This window comes from Streptosporangium sp. NPDC049078 (assembly GCF_040648855.1).
In the GTDB taxonomy this organism is placed as follows: domain Bacteria; phylum Actinomycetota; class Actinomycetes; order Streptosporangiales; family Streptosporangiaceae; genus Streptosporangium.
The window spans coordinates 157,591-173,150 of record NZ_JBEZEL010000023.1 but is presented as its reverse complement, the minus strand read 5'-3'; the positions used below and the strand labels follow the sequence as shown (position 1 = coordinate 173,150).

General features: G+C 69.3%; 16 protein-coding genes. 6 read left to right on the top strand and 10 right to left on the bottom strand.

What is annotated here, in order from left to right:
• Window positions 1-723 (top strand): ricin-type beta-trefoil lectin domain protein (locus AB0B90_RS33720; RefSeq protein WP_362926340.1); only part of this gene is annotated, 723 nt, incomplete at its 5' end.
• Between the two features lie 181 nt (window positions 724-904).
• Here AB0B90_RS33720 and AB0B90_RS33715 read toward each other — a convergent pair.
• On the bottom strand, window positions 905-1,645 hold the full coding sequence (locus AB0B90_RS33715; RefSeq protein ID WP_362926339.1) for a hypothetical protein: 741 nt from the start codon (window positions 1,643-1,645) through the stop codon (window positions 905-907).
• The gene (locus tag AB0B90_RS33710; RefSeq protein ID WP_362926338.1) at window positions 1,632-2,138 is read right to left on the bottom strand and encodes a SigE family RNA polymerase sigma factor; all 507 of its coding nucleotides are present in this window, start codon (window positions 2,136-2,138) and stop codon (window positions 1,632-1,634) included. The genes AB0B90_RS33715 and AB0B90_RS33710 overlap by 14 nt, the downstream gene beginning before the upstream one ends.
• 151 nt (window positions 2,139-2,289) lie before the next feature.
• On the opposite strand from AB0B90_RS33710, the gene AB0B90_RS33705 reads away from it, so the two are divergent.
• A complete protein-coding gene (locus AB0B90_RS33705; protein WP_362926337.1) occupies window positions 2,290-3,180 on the top strand; it encodes a hypothetical protein in 891 nt (296 codons plus the stop codon).
• Window positions 3,181-3,299: 119 nt separating this feature from the next.
• Here the strand turns inward: AB0B90_RS33705 and AB0B90_RS33700 are convergent, their stop codons facing one another.
• Complete coding sequence (locus tag AB0B90_RS33700; RefSeq protein ID WP_350942126.1) at window positions 3,300-3,710, bottom strand: helix-turn-helix domain-containing protein; 411 nt, start codon at window positions 3,708-3,710, stop codon at window positions 3,300-3,302.
• Window positions 3,711-3,773: 63 nt separating this feature from the next.
• On the opposite strand from AB0B90_RS33700, the gene AB0B90_RS33695 reads away from it, so the two are divergent.
• Window positions 3,774-4,745, top strand: coding sequence for an SDR family NAD(P)-dependent oxidoreductase (locus tag AB0B90_RS33695; protein WP_362926336.1), 972 nt, complete (start codon window positions 3,774-3,776; stop codon window positions 4,743-4,745).
• Here AB0B90_RS33695 and AB0B90_RS33690 read toward each other — a convergent pair.
• The 5 genes from AB0B90_RS33690 to AB0B90_RS33670 all read right to left on the bottom strand — a co-directional run bounded on the left by AB0B90_RS33690 (window position 4,730) and on the right by AB0B90_RS33670 (window position 8,681).
• On the bottom strand, window positions 4,730-4,855 hold the full coding sequence (locus AB0B90_RS33690) for a hypothetical protein (protein WP_362926335.1): 126 nt from the start codon (window positions 4,853-4,855) through the stop codon (window positions 4,730-4,732). The two genes, AB0B90_RS33695 and AB0B90_RS33690, sit on opposite strands and share 16 nt — an antisense overlap.
• A gap of 105 nt (window positions 4,856-4,960) precedes the next feature.
• Window positions 4,961-6,136, bottom strand: coding sequence for an ABC transporter permease (locus tag AB0B90_RS33685; protein WP_362926343.1), 1,176 nt, complete (start codon window positions 6,134-6,136; stop codon window positions 4,961-4,963).
• A gap of 47 nt (window positions 6,137-6,183) precedes the next feature.
• Window positions 6,184-6,852: an ABC transporter ATP-binding protein gene (locus tag AB0B90_RS33680; protein WP_362903288.1), complete on the bottom strand. Its 669-nt coding sequence runs from the start codon at window positions 6,850-6,852 to the stop codon at window positions 6,184-6,186.
• Window positions 6,849-7,985: a peptidoglycan-binding protein gene (locus AB0B90_RS33675; protein ID WP_362926334.1), complete on the bottom strand. Its 1,137-nt coding sequence runs from the start codon at window positions 7,983-7,985 to the stop codon at window positions 6,849-6,851. Before AB0B90_RS33675 ends, AB0B90_RS33680 begins: the two co-directional genes overlap by 4 nt.
• 183 nt (window positions 7,986-8,168) lie before the next feature.
• On the bottom strand, window positions 8,169-8,681 hold the full coding sequence (locus tag AB0B90_RS33670; RefSeq protein WP_362926333.1) for a hypothetical protein: 513 nt from the start codon (window positions 8,679-8,681) through the stop codon (window positions 8,169-8,171).
• 162 nt (window positions 8,682-8,843) lie between these two features.
• Here AB0B90_RS33670 and AB0B90_RS33665 point away from each other — a divergent pair, with 162 nt between their 5' ends.
• Window positions 8,844-9,500: a response regulator transcription factor gene (locus AB0B90_RS33665; RefSeq protein ID WP_362926332.1), complete on the top strand. Its 657-nt coding sequence runs from the start codon at window positions 8,844-8,846 to the stop codon at window positions 9,498-9,500.
• Window positions 9,497-10,699, top strand: a complete 1,203-nt coding sequence (locus AB0B90_RS33660) for a HAMP domain-containing sensor histidine kinase (RefSeq protein WP_350942136.1) — start codon at window positions 9,497-9,499, stop codon at window positions 10,697-10,699. Before AB0B90_RS33665 ends, AB0B90_RS33660 begins: the two co-directional genes overlap by 4 nt.
• A gap of 1,969 nt (window positions 10,700-12,668) precedes the next feature.
• Here the strand turns inward: AB0B90_RS33660 and AB0B90_RS33655 are convergent.
• Window positions 12,669-13,100: a hypothetical protein gene (locus tag AB0B90_RS33655; RefSeq protein WP_350942138.1), complete on the bottom strand. Its 432-nt coding sequence runs from the start codon at window positions 13,098-13,100 to the stop codon at window positions 12,669-12,671.
• Between the two features lie 297 nt (window positions 13,101-13,397).
• Window positions 13,398-14,687, bottom strand: a complete 1,290-nt coding sequence (locus AB0B90_RS33650) for an esterase-like activity of phytase family protein (protein ID WP_362926331.1) — start codon at window positions 14,685-14,687, stop codon at window positions 13,398-13,400.
• A 334-nt stretch (window positions 14,688-15,021) separates the two neighbouring features.
• Between AB0B90_RS33650 and AB0B90_RS33645 the strand changes: the two genes are divergently transcribed.
• On the top strand, window positions 15,022-15,486 hold the full coding sequence (locus AB0B90_RS33645; protein WP_350942141.1) for a MaoC family dehydratase: 465 nt from the start codon (window positions 15,022-15,024) through the stop codon (window positions 15,484-15,486).
• Window positions 15,487-15,560: the final 74 nt, after the last annotated feature.

Here is a 15,560-nt window from a genome sequence, read left to right as displayed (position 1 = left end):
GCCTACAACAGCAACTACCGCACCACCATCTCCAGCTTCGCGGCGCTGGGTGTGGACGTGCAGATCACCGAGCTGGACATCCAGGGCGGCTCTGCCCAGACCTACGCCGCGGTGGTCAACGACTGCCTGGCGGTGGCGCGCTGCACCGGCATCACCGTGTGGGGGGTGCGCGACAGCGACTCCTGGCTGGGCGCCAACACCAGCCCGCTGCTCTTCGACGGCAACGGCAACAAGAAGGCCGCCTACACCTCGGTGCTGAACGCGCTCAACGCCGCCAGCCCCAACCCGAACCCCACCCCGACGGTGACCCCGACCACGACCCCGCCGCCCTCGGGTAGCGGGGGACAGATCCGGAGCGTGGCCGCCGGCCGATGTGTGGACGTACCGAACGCCTCGACCACCGACGGTACCCAGGTCCAGTTGTGGGACTGCCACACCAACTCCAACCAGCAATGGACCTACACCTCCGACCAGGAGCTCCGCGTTTACGGCAACAAGTGCCTGGACGCCGCGGGCACCGGTAACGGATCCAAGGTGCAGATCTACTCCTGCTGGGGCGGCAGCAACCAGAAGTGGCGCATCAACTCGGACAACACCATCGTGAACGTCCAGTCGGGTCAGTGCCTCGACGCCGCCAACGCCGGCACCGGCAACGGGACCCTGATTCAGACCTACTCCTGCTGGGGCGGCAACAACCAGAAGTGGACCCGAAGCGGGTCGTAGGACGGCACCTGCCGGTGCCGATCGGAGCCGGGGCGGCAACGCCTGAGAACGGCGGCCGGCGGCCTCTCCTCGGCACGGCATATCCGCAGGAAGCCGGCTGAAGGAAGAAGGACGAGCCTCCCCTGGTCCGGGGTGATCCCCGGACCAGGGGAGGCTGACCCGTTCATGGTCCGCCACCGGATCACATGGTGGAGGTGAGCCCTTCCCCGATCTTCTTCAGCTCGGCGTCGACGGCCTCGGCGTCGGAGAACTCCTTGGCGTACCCCGGGCTGAACATGATCTCGGCCCTCTGCCTGTCGCCCGTTCCGAGGAAGAGGGTCGGGGTGCCCTTCATGCCGTCCTCGCCGACGTGCTGCACGACCAGGTAGCCGCTCCGGCCGCCGACGATCACCTCCTCACCGTCCTCCTCGGCGCGATACGCCTGGATCCGGTCGTCGAGCTCCTGGACGGCCTCCTCCTCGTACACGAAGATCTGGACCTGATAGAAGCCCTCGGGGTCGCCCGTGGAGTTGTACGAGGTCGAGTAACTGTCGCCGAGGTCCACCGACCACCGGGACCATCGCAGTCCCTTCGGCAGGTATCCCACCTTGACGTGCCCGAACTCCTTCCCGTCGCCCAGATCCCCGAGGTCCGGCGGGGTGGTCGGCACGGGCGGGGTGTCGTCGATGGGGGGTGGTTCCGGTACCGCGGAGAACGTGCTCCGATCATCGGTCGTGGGCCCTTGGGCGGCGGTCAGGTAGGTGAAGGACGGGACGACGACGGCCATGGACGCGGCCACGGACGCGACGACCGCCGCGGTCCTCGCCTTCCTCCTCCTGTCCCGGTGGGAGCGCATCACCCGCGCCAGCAGGTCGGGGGCGGCGTGCAGCCTCGCCGTCTCGTCCGCCATGAGCCTGCGGATCTCGTCCTCAAGCATGGGCATCCTTGATCGCTCCTTCCAGTGTTTCCCAGCCGAGCGCCGAACGGAGCTTGGCCGTGGCCTTCGACGCCTGGCTCTTGACCGTGCCGACCGAGCATCCGAGCACCTCGGCGGTCTGCGTCTCGCTGAGGTCCTCCCAGTACCGCAGGACGACCACCGCCCGCTGCCGGGGTGGCAGGGCGCGCAGCGCGTCCATGAGCACATGGCGCAGGTCGGGGTCGCCCGTAGGGGCCGACGTCTCCGGCGGGCTGTGCATGGGGACGATGCTGAGGATCGCCCGGCGGCGGGCGCGACTGATGGCGGCGTTGACGATGACGCGCCGCACGTAGGGCTCGGGGTTGTCGTGGCGGACCACCCGGTTCCAGTTTCTGTAGGTGCGTTCGAGCGCCGTCTGCAACAGGTCCTCGGCCTCCGTCTGGTCGCCACAGGCGAGATAGGCGACCCGCAGCAGACTCGTGGCACGTGTGGCCACGAAAGCGCCGAAGTCATGTTCCACGCCGCTCTCCGGCTGTCCGTCCGATTTCACACCTCCTAATACGCCTCGCCCCTCGCGACCGTTGCCCGCCCGCGAAAGACGTTTCGCGGGCAACCCTTCGAGCGGGCCAGGCGTATGAATGGGCGTGACCTCGAATCCATGGAGCAACCTGATGACGTTCGCGACCGCGCGGGGCCGGCGGCTGATCAACCTTGGTGTCGCCCTCACCATGGGGGCCACCGTCCTGGGAGCGCCGTCGGCCGTCGCGGCCGCTCCACCGGAGGGGGCCTACTGGCACACCAGGGGACTGTCGATGTCCACCCACCCCTGGCGGTTCGGCACCAAGGCGGACCCGTACTCGCTGGCCCAAGGGGAGATCTCGGAATCGTGGGGCGCCCCCGACGGCAGGGAGTGGTTCGGATACCGGAAGTTGGGGACGCTGCCGAAGAGCACGGCGGACAAGAAGGCGTGGCAGCGCGACGGCTCCCCTTCCAGGTGGAGCGAATCGATCGACGGCAAGACGGTGAAGCTGTCCGCCGAGCCCGCCAAAGGCAGCATGTTCCCGGTGAGGAAGGAACGGAACCAGTTCTCATTCGCGGGGCAGTGGCTGACGTACGACGAGGTTCAGCGGCTGCCCGCCGACGTGAACCGTCTGAAGGACTGGATCACGAGGGCGGGCGTGGTCGGCAGGGAGACCGACACGGTCGGCTGGCTCAGGGTAACCCTGGTCGAGCTCCTGCATGCTCTTCCCGCTCCGAAGGAGGTCCGCGCGGCGGCCTACCAGGCCCTGCTGACGCTGCCAGGCATGCGCGCCGACGGCAACGCGAAGGACGATCTGGGCAGACCCGGCGCCGCCGTTGTGATCGTCGGTTCGTACGGAACGGGGAAGAAGGCGTACTCGTACACGGAGAGGTTGATCGTCGACACCGGCAGGATGGTGTTGCTGTCACAGGACCAGACAGGAACGGGCGACGGCAATGTGGACGCGGGGCTCTCCTACAGGAAGACGATGATCGAGGTCGGCTGGACCGACTCCCCCCCTGCCGTTCCGGCCCTGCCCTGACGCGCCGCGACCGGCGTTGAGCTTTCCCGGGACGGGATACCTCACCTGGGGCGATCGCGTGCCGGCCGGAAGGGAAGGTCCGCGCCCGCACCATGGCCGACATGGGGTCGATGAGGCCCTTACCCGGCGTCGGTGTGATGGGAGCGGGCCTCGTTGATGTCGGCCTCGTGGCGCACCGCCCAGTCGGCGAGGGCCGAGAGGGGCTCCAGCAGGGTCCGGCCGAGCGGGGTGAGGCTGTACTCGACGCTGGGAGGAACGGTGGGATACACCTCGCGCCGTACCAGACCATCGGTTTCCAGGGTGCGCAGCGTGCGGGTCAGCATGCGCTGGCTGATGCCTTCGATCGCGCGGTGCAGCTCGTTGTACCGGTGAGGGTGACCGCCGAGCAGAACCAGCAGCAGCATGCTCCACCTATCGCCCAGGCGTCGGAACACGTCCCCGACCGGGCATGCTTCGAGCTCGTCGATCGGCACCGGACGAGGCAACGTGTGAGCCAGCACCGAGGGAACACCCGTGTGCGTACCGGACATGAAACTGCCTTCTTCCGTCTCCGACGTGGCAGCCCGACGATTGGACCGGCCGATCACCAGCCTATGGAGGACACGATGCCGGGCCAACGGGGAAAAACCGTGATCATCAGTGGGGGGACCGATGGCATGGGGCGCGCGACCGCTCTGGAACGGCTCGCGAGGGGCGACCGTGTCACCGTGATCGGCAGCAGCGAGGCCAAGGGGCGCGCGCTGCTCGACCACGCCGCGAATCCGAACCTGCGGTTCCTGCGCGCGGACCTGTCCTCGATCGCCGAGGTCGAACGGGTCGTCGCCGACATCGCCGAGCGCCACGACGCCGTCGACGCGCTCGCCCTGTTCGCCAACCGGATAAGCCCGAAGCGCAGGGAGACCGTGGACGGGCTGGAGTTCACGTTCGCCCTGTACTACCTGAGCCGCTATCTGCTCGGTTCTCGTCTGCGGCCGCTGCTGAACGCCGCACCCGCCCCGGTCGTCGTCAACGTCGCCGGGGTCGGCAACACCGCGGGCCGGATCTTCTGGGAGGACCCCCAGCTGACCCGCGGGTACGGCCAGGTGCGTGCACAGCTCCAGGCCGGGAGGGCGAACGACCTGCTCGGCGTCGCTTTCGCCAATCAATTCGGGAGCGCCGGAAGCTCCGGGAACGGCGCAAACACAGGGAGCGCCGGAAGCTCCGGGAACGCAGGGGGCGCCGGAACAATAGGGAACGGTGGGAAGGCGGTCCCTTATGTTCTCTATCACCCCGGCTTCACCCGCAGCGGGGTCGACGGCCATCCGAATCCGCTGGTCCGCGGGACGATCAAGCTGCTCGCGACCTTTTTCGCGCGCCAGGTGGCCGACGCGGTCCGGCCGATCGTCGAGTGGATCGACAACCCGCCGACCGAACCGCTCTCCGCGATCGACCGGGGCAAGGCGGTCGAGAAGTCACTGAAGACGCTCGACCCTGACGACGCCGCGCGCCTGGTCGCCTACACCGAGGACCGCCTTCGCCGTCTCCGCGATCTCGGAAGGCCGGAAGCTCCTCAGACCGGACGGTAGACGTCCTCATCCCTTCCGGGGGCGTCACTGTTTCCGCGGTGCTGCCGCGTGTAGTGGCGGACGGCCAAGCCTCCGGTGGCGAGGATGAGGAAGACGAGTGCGATGTCCAAGGGGTTCACCATGCGCGCCCTCTGCCCTGTTTCGGGGTGGATAGTCACGATTCATCCGCGCCTCGCGGGACCGGGGCGGTTCGGCTACGACGGCGGCGAGCGTCTCTACGGTGTGGCGAGCGCCTCCGTCGGGGAGAGCCGGGAGGCGCGGACGGCGGGGTAGAGGCCGGCGAGGGCGCCGATGACCAGGGTCGTCGCGAGACCGCCGATCGTCGCCCAGACGGGGAGCACGAGCGGCCACCCCTGGTAGAGCGCGTATCCGGCGGTGACGCCCATGCCGAGGAGGACGCCGCCCGCCCCGCCCAGAGCCGAGAGCAGCAGCGACTCGGCGAGGAACTGCGTGCGGATCTGCCCGCGCGTCGCACCGAGCGAGCGGCGCAGGCCGATTTCCGGGCGCCGTTCCAGCACCGAGATGACCATGGTGTTCGCCACCCCGACGCCGCCGACGAGCAGCGCGACCGCGCCGACCCCGAGAAGGAGCCCGGTGAACGCCTGGCTGGTGGCCTGCTTGGCGGCGAGGGCGTCGGACGGGCGCGAGACCTCGACCTCGTTGGGCGCCTGCGGGTTCGCCGTACCGGCCAGGACCGAGCGGACGGACTCCAGCCTCGACTCGTCGGACCGGGTGTAGAGGGTCGTGGGATGCCCGTCGAAGTCGAGCACCCTCTCCGCGGCCGGCCAGCCGACCAGCGCCGCGTCGTCCAGTTCGGTGGCGAGCGGCACCGGGTCGAGGATTCCGATGACGGTGAACCGCACGCCGCCGACGACGACCTGGGTGTCAGGTGCCGCCGCGCCCACCCCGAGCCGTTCCGCCGCCCGCGATCCGAGCACCACGGCCGGATAGCGTTCGGTCGCCCCGTTGAGCCAGGTGCCGCTGCGCACCGTCGCGCCCACCGTGGACAGCAGGTCGAGGCGGGCGGCGTGGGTGGAGATCCCCCCGGTCTGCGCCTCGGAGATCTCCTCGGACCGGTAGACCTTGGCGTCGTCGACGCGCCCGGCCGCGGAGACGGACTCCACGGGGCCGATCCGCTCGATCATCGCCTCGGCGTCCATCGGCATCTTCGCCGTCTCGCCCAGCAGCGTCCGGCCGGAGGAGACGGTGAGCAGGTTCGTGCCCAGTGCCGAGAGCGTACGGTCGAGTTCGGCCCCCGACGAGGAGGAGATGCCGACCACGCCGACCATCGCGGCGATGCCGATGGCCACCCCGAGTGCGGACAGGAACGCCCGCAGGGGGCGGGTGCGCAGGCCGACCGCGCCGACCCGCATCACGTCGCGCGGTCGCATCCTGGCCGGGACCAGCTTCGGAGGTTCCGTCCGATCGGTCACGGCCATCACGCCACACCGAGGCCGGCGACGATTCGGCCGTCGCGCATCCGTACCTGCCGGGGCAGGCTCGCGGCGATCTCCCGGTCATGCGTGATGATCACGATGGTGGTGCCCGAGGCGTTCAGATCGCGCAGCAGTTCCATCACCCCGGCTCCGGAGACGGAGTCCAGTGCGCCGGTCGGCTCGTCGGCGAGGAGCAGCGGAGGATCCCCGGCCACGGCGCGGGCGATCGCGACGCGCTGCCGCTCGCCACCGGACAGCTCGTGCGGCTCGTGGTCGAGGCGGTGGCCGAGCCCGACCCGTTCCAGCGCGGCCGAGGCCCGGCGTCGCCGTTCGGACAGGCCGAGACCGGTGTAGAGGAGGCCGTCGGCCACGTTGTCCAGCGCCGGAACCCTGGCGGCGAGGTGGAAGTGCTGGAAGACGAAGCCGATCCGCGTCGCCCGCAACGCGGAGAGCCCGCTGTCCGGCAGCGTCGAGACGTCGTACCCGTCGATGCGTACGGTTCCCGAGGTGGGACGGTCGAGCGTCCCGACGACGTTGAGCATCGTCGACTTGCCCGAGCCGGAGGGGCCCACGATGGCGACGAGCTCGCCGGGCCCGATCTCCAGGGAGACCGCGGCCAGCGCGGTGACCCCTCCGGGGTAGACCCTGGTCACATTCGACAGCGAGATCATTTCGGCATCCCCACGGTCATCCCCTCGTCGAGGCCGTCCCCGGAGATCTCGACCCGGCCGCCGGAGAACAGGCCCGTCCTCACCGTGAGATAGCGGGACCGGGCGCCCTCGACGACCTCGACGCCGAACCCGCCCTCCCTCAGCGCCACGAGCGCGGAGATCGGTACGGTCAGCACGTCCTCGCGTCTGGACGCCGTGAAGGTCACGTCCACCGCGGCCTGGTCGAGGCCGGCCGCCGCCTTCTGGCGGTCGAGGGAGACGAGCGCCTCAAGCCTCGTCTGCGGCTCCGCGTTCGGGCCCTCCCCGGGTTCGATGATCGTGGCGACCTCGGTGACCTTGCCCGCCACCTTTTTGCCGTCGGGCATGGTGACCGACACCTTCGCCCCCTTCTTCGCCATCCGCCGGTCCTCCGCCTGCAGCCGGACGGTGACCACCTTGGTGGTGCCGGTGTAGGTGAGCACCTTCTGGCCGGGGGCGACGGGCTGGCCCGCCTCGGCCTGCAGGCTGTCCACACGGACCCTGCCGCCGGCGAAGACGACCTGGCCGAGCTCGACGACGCCGGTCTCCGCCAGACCTCGGTCGTCCTGCCACCGCATGACCGCCGAGGCCGTGGCGCCGGTGTACTCGTCGTCCACGGTGAAGCCGGTGTAGCCCAGCTCGCGGAGGTTGCGCTCCAGGCGCCTGACGTCGGCCCCCTTGGCACCGATCCGCAGGTCGCGGTAGGCGGGCGTCGCGCCGTACATCAGTACCACCGGTTCGTTGTCCACCCTGTAGAGCGGCTTGCCGCGGGTGACCAGGTCACCGCTGTCCGGAAGCCAGGTGAGCGTGCCGGGCCGCCGGCTCACCGCGGTGGTGGCCGGGCCGTAGCCGAGCTCGCCGTCGGCGTCCCGCGCGTCGGTGAGCGTCTGCCGCTGCACCGTCGTGGTGGCCGGGGGCAGCACGTTCGCCGTCCTGTCCGTTCCGGTGCCGTCCGGCCGGAGCAGGCCGTTCGCGGCCGCGGTGGCCGCTCCGAGGACGGCGACCGCGACGACCAGTCCGGCGATCTTCCTGCCACGGCCTCGGCCGCGGCGTCGCCGCGAGGGGGGAGAGGACGCGTCCATGTCCGTCCCGTCGTCGAGGGTGTCCGTGCCCATCAGAAGTCCTCCCGACGGGGCGGATGGGGATGGGTGCGTCTTGGCAGGAGGGTGGTCGGGCTCATCGGGAGTCCTCCTGACGGGTCGGATGGACTTGGCAGGAGGGTGGCCGCGCTCATCGGGAGACCTCCTGACGGGCCGGACCAGGGTGGGCGCGTCTCGGCAGGTGAGTGGTCGCGCACATCAGGAGCCTCCCTGACCCGCCTCGGGCAGGAACTTCTTCGAGCACTTCTCCTGCGCGGTCTGGAAATCGGGGTCCTCGCCGATGGCCCCGGTCACGCGCAGCCCGCCGCCCTCGGGGTCCGGGAACTCCTCCACACCGTTCTCGCGCATGCACTTCGCGAACTCGCGCATCGACTCGGCCCTCTGCGGGTCCGCACCCCCGCCCGGTCCGGCGTCGCCCATCGGGGAGAACTCCTTGCAGGCCGCCGTGGCCTTCTCCATCGCCTCCTTGGAGGTGCCCTTGCCGATCCGGACGGCGACACCCTTGCCGGGTTCGGGATCCGGCACGTCGACGCCGTTCTCCCGCATGCACTGCGCGAACTTGATCCCCTTCTCGTGCTGGTCCAGGCTCGGCGCGGCGCTCACGGCGGGCTTGTCGCCGCCGCCGGTCGCGGAGGCCACGTCCGCGTCGTCGCCGGCCGTACCGCACCCTGTCAGGACCAGGGCGAGCGCCAGGACGCCGAGAACTCTCATGATCTTCTCCTCTTCCTTCGGCCGGCTCTCCACCGGCCGTTCGAGAGGCGATGCAACAGGGGAGCGCGTTTCGGTCGCGTTTCCATCGGAGCTAACGGCGAGCAAACACCGCGTACGCCACCATCACCTCGTCCGGACACGACGAGGGAGTACGAGAACGCGATGCGAGTGCTGGTGGTGGAGGACGAGCGCGTGCTGGCCGGTGCGATAGCCGAGTGGCTGCGCGGCGAGACACACGCGGTCGACACCGCGCACGACGGCGCGGCGGCGCTGGAACGCATCGCGGTCAACGACTACGACGTGGTCGTTCTCGACCGTGACCTGCCTGTCGTGCACGGAGACGACGTCTGCAGGGAACTGGTCGCGTCGGAGTCGACCGCGCGGGTGCTCATGCTCACCGCCGCCGCGGAGATCGGTGACCGGGTGGCCGGACTGTCCCTCGGGGCCGACGACTACCTCGCCAAGCCGTTCGCCTTCGCCGAACTCGCCGCCCGCGTCCTGGCACTGGGACGGCGCTCGCGACCGGCCGTGCCACCGGTGCTGCGGCGGGCCGGGATCACCCTCGACCCCGCGCGCCGGGAGGTGTTCAGGAACGGGCGGTACGTGCCGCTGTCGAAGAAGGAGTTCGCCGTCCTGGCCGAACTGCTGCGCGCGGAAGGGACGCTCGTTCCCGCCGAACGGCTGCTGGAGAAGGCGTGGGACGAGTACGCCGACCCCTTCACCGGCGTGGTGCGCCTCACCATACTCAAACTCCGGCGCAAGCTCGGGGAGCCGCCGGTCATCGAGACGATGCCGGGGGAAGGGTACCGGATCGCATGATCATCGACAGGTTGCCCGGTCTCACGCTGAGAACCCGCCTCACCCTCGTGTACGGCGCCCTGTTCCTCGCCGCGGGCCTGACCCTGCTCGGCGTCACCTACCTGCTGTTCGACCAGCAGCTGGTCCAGTCCTTCGCCGACAGGTACGGAGGGCTCGGGAGCGAGCGGAAGGTGGTCTTCATCACCTCGAAAGGGCACATGTTCACCGGCCCTGAGGCGGTCCAGTGGCTGCAGCGGCAGGAGGAGGCACTGCGCGCCGCCGCGACCACCTCGCTGCTCACCCAGGGGGCGGTCGCGCTGGTCGCGGTCGGTTCCATCGCCGTGGGCCTCGGATGGGTGGTCGCGGGGCGGGTGCTCGCCCCGCTGCGCCGGGTGACCGACACAGCGCGGCGGATCGCGGTCACCACGGTCGCCGACCACGGCCTGCACGCGCGGATCGCGCTACGCGGCCCGGAGGACGAGGTCAAGGAGCTCGCCGACGCCTTCGACACCATGGTCGAGCGGCTCGACCACTCCTTCGACGGCCAGCGCAGGTTCGTCGCCAACGCCTCGCACGAACTCCGCACCCCGCTGACGCTCAACCGGGCGCTGGTCGAGCTGGCCATGCACCGCAGGGCGGCGTCGTCCGACGTGAAGCAGCTCGGCGAGAGCCTGCTGGAGATCAACGCCCGGCACGAGCAGCTCATCTCGGGACTGCTGCTGCTCGCCCGCGCCGAACACGAGATCGCCGACCGGTCGCCGGTGGACATGGCCGACGTGGTGTCCCACGTGATCGCGCAGACCGCCCAGCAGGCGGAGCAGGCGAAGGTCACCGTCCACGAGTCGGCGGGGCACGCGCCCACCAGCGGGGACGCGCTCCTGCTCGAACGCCTGGTGCACAACCTGGTCGAGAACGGGATCCGGCACAACACCGGCGACGGTACCGGCTGGGTGCGGGTCGTCAGCCGTACCGCGTCCGAGGGGCACGTCGAAGTGGAGGTCAGCAACACCGGACCCGCCGTACCGCCCTACGACATCCCGGAACTCTTCACACCCTTCCGCCGCCTGGGGGCCGACCGCCTGGTCACGTCGAAGAGCGCGGGACTGGGCCTGTCCATCGTCCGCTCCGTGGCCCGTGCCCACGGCGGCGACGTCACGGCCCGCCCGCGCGGCGGCGGCGGCCTGGTCATGACGGCTGTTCTTCCCCGGGCCAGGGAGTGAGGCGCGGGTCGTGTCGCGGCTTCATGTCGGGGAGCGAGGGGTGGGTCGCACCGCGATGTCGCGCTGGAGAGTGAGACACGGGTGTGTCGCGGCTCCGCGTCGGGGCGTGGGGGGTGGGTCGTGTCGCGGTTTCGCGCTGGGAGTGAGCTGTGGGGACCGTTTCGCGCTGGAGAGCGAGCCGTGGGGGCCGTGTCGAGACCCCGAGCCGGTACGGCCACCGCGCGATCCTCGGTCCCCATTCCCGACGGATCACGCGGTGGCCGTACCGGCCGGCCTCATCCGCGCCGCCACCAGGTGCTGTGACGGCGCGATCCGGGGTCGTACGGATTTCGTGAGGTCATGTTCGCGTACCGAAGCGGCCTGCCCCCTGTCCCGCGCGGTTCTCACCGCGGCACGCCGCTTCGGTACGGCCTAGCATCCGACGGGTTCCGCCGTGCTGAGAACGCTGACGGTGCTGTACTGGCCGGGCAGGCAGAGAGAGCCGGCGTATGCGGTCGAGGCGACGGGAATGACGGGAACGCTGAGAGAGGTGACGGAGCACACCGGTGTAAGAGCGATCAGGGGACTGGCCGTGACGCATCCCGTTGGCTTGGTCGGCTTCGCGAGCGTTGTCACGCCCGCCGGGCCTGTCGGTCCCGTTGGGCCCGCCGGTCCTGCCGGCCCTGTCGGGCCGGCGGGTCCCGCTGGCCCTGCGGGGCCTGTCGGTCCGTTCGCTCCCGGAAGTCCGTCCGCTCCGTCCGCTCCTGCGGGTCCTGCGGGTCCTGCGGGTCCTGCGGGTCCTTTCGGTCCTGCGGGTCCCGCTGGTCCTGCGGGTCCTGGGGGTCCTGCCAGTCCTTTCGGTCCTGCGGGTCCTGCGGGTCCCGCTGGTCCTGCGGGTCCTGGGGATCCTGCCAGTCCTTTCGGTCCTGCGGGTCCCGCGGGACCCGCTGGTCCTGCCGGTCCCGCAGGTCCGGGTGGTCCTGCAGGGCCCGCGGGTCCGGGCGGTCCCGCGGGACCGGGAATTCCAGGCGGGCCCGGCAGTCCACGGGGCCTCGGGCGCCCAGATTCGGCGGCATTGGTGGAGCCGGTCGCGGTGGGAGCCGCGGGCCTCCTGACGGGGACGACGATCACTCTGCCGTCGTCGTCATCGTCGTCGTCCATGTGTCGCGGCCGATCTCGGTCGTCGTTCCAGCGACACCCCTTACCCCGACCGCCGGGTCCCGGCCCGCGACCGCCGGATGGGCAGTCGCAGTTACGCGCGCCCTTGTTGGGTCGGCACGGGCGAAGGATGGACTTCTCGCCACGGTGTACGGAATTTTGCAGCCGGGCTTTCCCGCCGGAACCCCCGGTGTCCCCGTTGTCGCTGTGGGGTGCGAAATTGAGAAGATTCGTCTCTCCTGTGGCGTTCGCCGGCGCCTGATTCGACGACATCACGAGGATGCCGGCCATCGCTGCGACGGCCAGGGCGCCGACGCGCTTGCCGGAAAGGGCCGGCACCAATTTGCTATTACGAGGAAGCACGTTATTTCCCCATGTCGTTGCTAATTCCGAAATTGTTCGGACCTGTCAGGTGATCACGAAAGTGATGACACACAGGAGATACCCGGGGCTTATGTGGATAACGCGCCGCCATAGTTCGGGAAGAGCAAATAAACAGTGTTGTGAAGGAAAACCTGCACCTCATCTACGATTTAGCTACATTTATAATGATTGTTCGTTCATAGTGTTCAACGGCTGATTTCAGGATGGCCGGTGGAGAGGGGATGGCCGGGTTCATGCGGGGCGACTCGCTTTTGCCCGGAACCGCTGTGGCCCGCTCGCTCCGGTACGCGGAATGCCGATGAGAGTGAAGCGGGAACGGTGGTGCGCGGCCGGTTCCTCGTCGTGTCGTACCGGTCGCCCGGTGGGCTTCGGCGGCCGGTCCCCGTCGCGGTGGTGCGCGGCTTTTCGCGTTCCGTCGCGACGGGGCACGGGAAATGTCCCGCCGGATTTATTTCTCGCGAACGATGATCTCTGGGAATGACGGGTCGTCCTGGAGCTCCCTCATCATCCGCTCCTCCCGGGAGAGGCGCTCGCGTCCCGCCGGCGCCGCGTTCTCGCCCCTGCGCCCGCGATAGCGATCACGATCGCGGTCGCGGCCGTGGGGCCGGTCCTGATAGCGCTGCGGCTTTCCCCGCCACCTGTCGGAGGGCCTCATCTCACGTCCGCGATGCTGGTCGCGGGAGGGGTCGGGGCGTCGGGAGGAGTGGCCGTCGGGATGCGGCTGTGAGATCGAGCCGGGCGTCTGGGCCTGCCCGATGGTGGCGTTGGCCGGTACCTGGTTCGACGTCATGAGGATGCCGGCGACTGCCGCGATGGCGAGAACGCCCACCTGCCTGCCGGAGTTCGGCCCCGGTGTCCGTCCGCTCTTTCGAGGAAGCACGATATTTCCCCATCTCGTTTCTGGTTCCGAAAACATCTGATATCCCTTACTGCTCCATAAGTGGCAGCAGCTAGGAGATACCCCTCGGACCGTGAGATAGCGTATTGAAACGGTTGAGGCAGAGCAAATAAATGACACTGTGAATGCTGATGGGAGTTTATCTATTGTTATTTAGTGTTTTGTCGTAGTTGTTCGTGCGGTAGGGGAAACGGGATTGCTTAAAGGAAATAGGAGAAAGATAGAGCCCTTCCTCCCCTCCCGGCAAGGTCCGGAAGCGGAGGAAGGGCTCGCGGGTCCTTACAGGTAGACGCGGCTGTCGGCCTGGAGCGGACGCGACAGGCGCACGGTGATGAACTCGTTGTCGTCGGGCCTGCCCGGCGTACGGCCTGCGGAGAACGGGAAGTTGTTGTCGTTCAGCACGCCCAGGGTCCGGTCGTCGAGGATCACGACGTCCTCGATGGTCTGGAACGGGAAGCGGAAGGTCTCCCCGAACCCGCCCAGCCCGCGCGGGTTGGCCAGGTCGAGCAGGTCGGCGACGAGGGTCTTGCGCAGGTCCGCGTGGCGGGTGTCCACCAGATAGACGCGCTTGGTCCTGGCCTCGTCCCCCTGGAGGTTGTCACGCTCGATGACGAGGAACCGGTGCCGGTCAACAGCGATCATGTCGCCGATCGCGTTGTCGGGGCTCTCCAGCCGGTAGGTCCAGCGCTTGCCGGTGTAGGACCGTTTGCGCAGGTCGAACTCGTTCATCCGCAGCGTACCCGCGGCGTCGCCGCTCACGGTGCCTTCGAGCAGCGGATACAGCGTACGGCCGTCGACCGAGCGCGCCATGCCCTCGAACCCCTTGCTCCGCCCCAGGTTCGGCTGCTCGTCGTTGAGGGAGGGGTTCTCCGGGGCCTTCACGCCGGGCAGCGGGATCGGAGCCTCGAGCAACCTGCCCGAGGAGGAGAAGTGCAGCAGGAACGGGCCGAACTCGTCCCCGATCCAGTAGGTGCCGTCGACGGTCCTCACGATCGACTCCACGTCGAAGTCGGCGCCGGTCAGCTTCCGGTCCGCCCTGGTCAGCGGCCAGGTAACGCGCCTGTCGGGGTCGCTCAGGTCGAATCCGCCCAGCACCGTCACCTTCTCGCGGCGGAAGTCGGGCCTCACCCGGTGCACCCGCAGCAGGAAGTCCGCGCTGTTGGCCTGGGAGCCGAAACCGTTGTCGGACAGTGCCTCGAAGGTGCCGTCGTGCCGTCGCACGACGCCGCTGAAGCCCTGCACCGGCTGCCCGGCGAACGGCGGGGTCACCCCGTTGACGGGAGCCGTACCGAGCTGGGATCCCGACGGCTCGCTGCCGGGGACGAAGGTGAGCGCGGGCAGGAATGCGAACCCGGTCAGCGTGGCACGTCCGAATCCGGCGCCGTCGGCCCCCGGATGATCGGAGGCGGGGTGCCCAGGTCCCGGCCGTCGCGAGTCCACCTCCCGTGCCCCCGCGCTGTCGGTAGAGGGGAGGCCGGGGTCGGGCCGGCCGGGGTCGGCCATCGCCGGTGCGGACACCGCGAGTGCCAGCACGGCCGCGCCGATGCCGATCGTCATGCGTCGTCTCATGCCGGGCACGCTAGGGAAGCGGCGTGAACGGCCGGTGTTGCGGCGCGGGCCGTACAGCGAAAACACGATGCGACCGTAAGAAAGGCTGACGGAAACCTGCGGGAGGGCAGTACGAAGGAAACCGGCGGGGGAGAGTGTGACGGAAGCCGGCCGTGAAGCGGTGCGCCGGAGAGGGCGGGCCTCTCCTTCGCGCTCCTCGACGGGACCCTCTCCACGTCACCGAGGAGCAGGGACGACCGATGCCCGCGGACCTCCCGCTCGTCCGGGACCGGGAGACACGGGGATTCGAGGGTGAACCTTCTCGCCGCGCCCTCAGCGAAATAAAGTCCCAGGCATGAGGACTTTCGCGAACATCATCGAGTTCAAGGCCGCCGTCGGGGAACACCTCGGCCATACCGAGTGGCGCGAGATCACCCAGGAGCAGGTCAACCTCTTCGCCGACGCGACCGGCGACCACCAGTGGATCCACGTGGACGTGGAGCGGGCCAAGCAGGGACCGTTCGGTGCCACCATCGCCCACGGATACCTGAGCCTGTCACTGCTGCCCTCCCTGATGTCGGAACTGTTCGAGGTGGGCAACCTGGCGATGGGCATCAACTACGGGCTCAACAAGGTCCGCTTCCCCGCGCCGGTCCCGGTCGGCGCGCGGATCCGTGCCGAGGGCGAGCTCGTCGACCTCAAGGGCACCCCCTCCGGCTATCTGGCGAACGTGCGCATGACCGTTGAGGTTGAGGGCGGGAAGAAGCCCGCCTGCGTCGCGGAGACCCTCGCCCTCTACGTCCCCGCGGAGAACTCCTGAGTCCCCTTCACCCCTTGAGTCCCCTTCGCGTCCCGGCGGATCTCCTTTTCACGCCCGGGTGGCGGGCTCCTGAG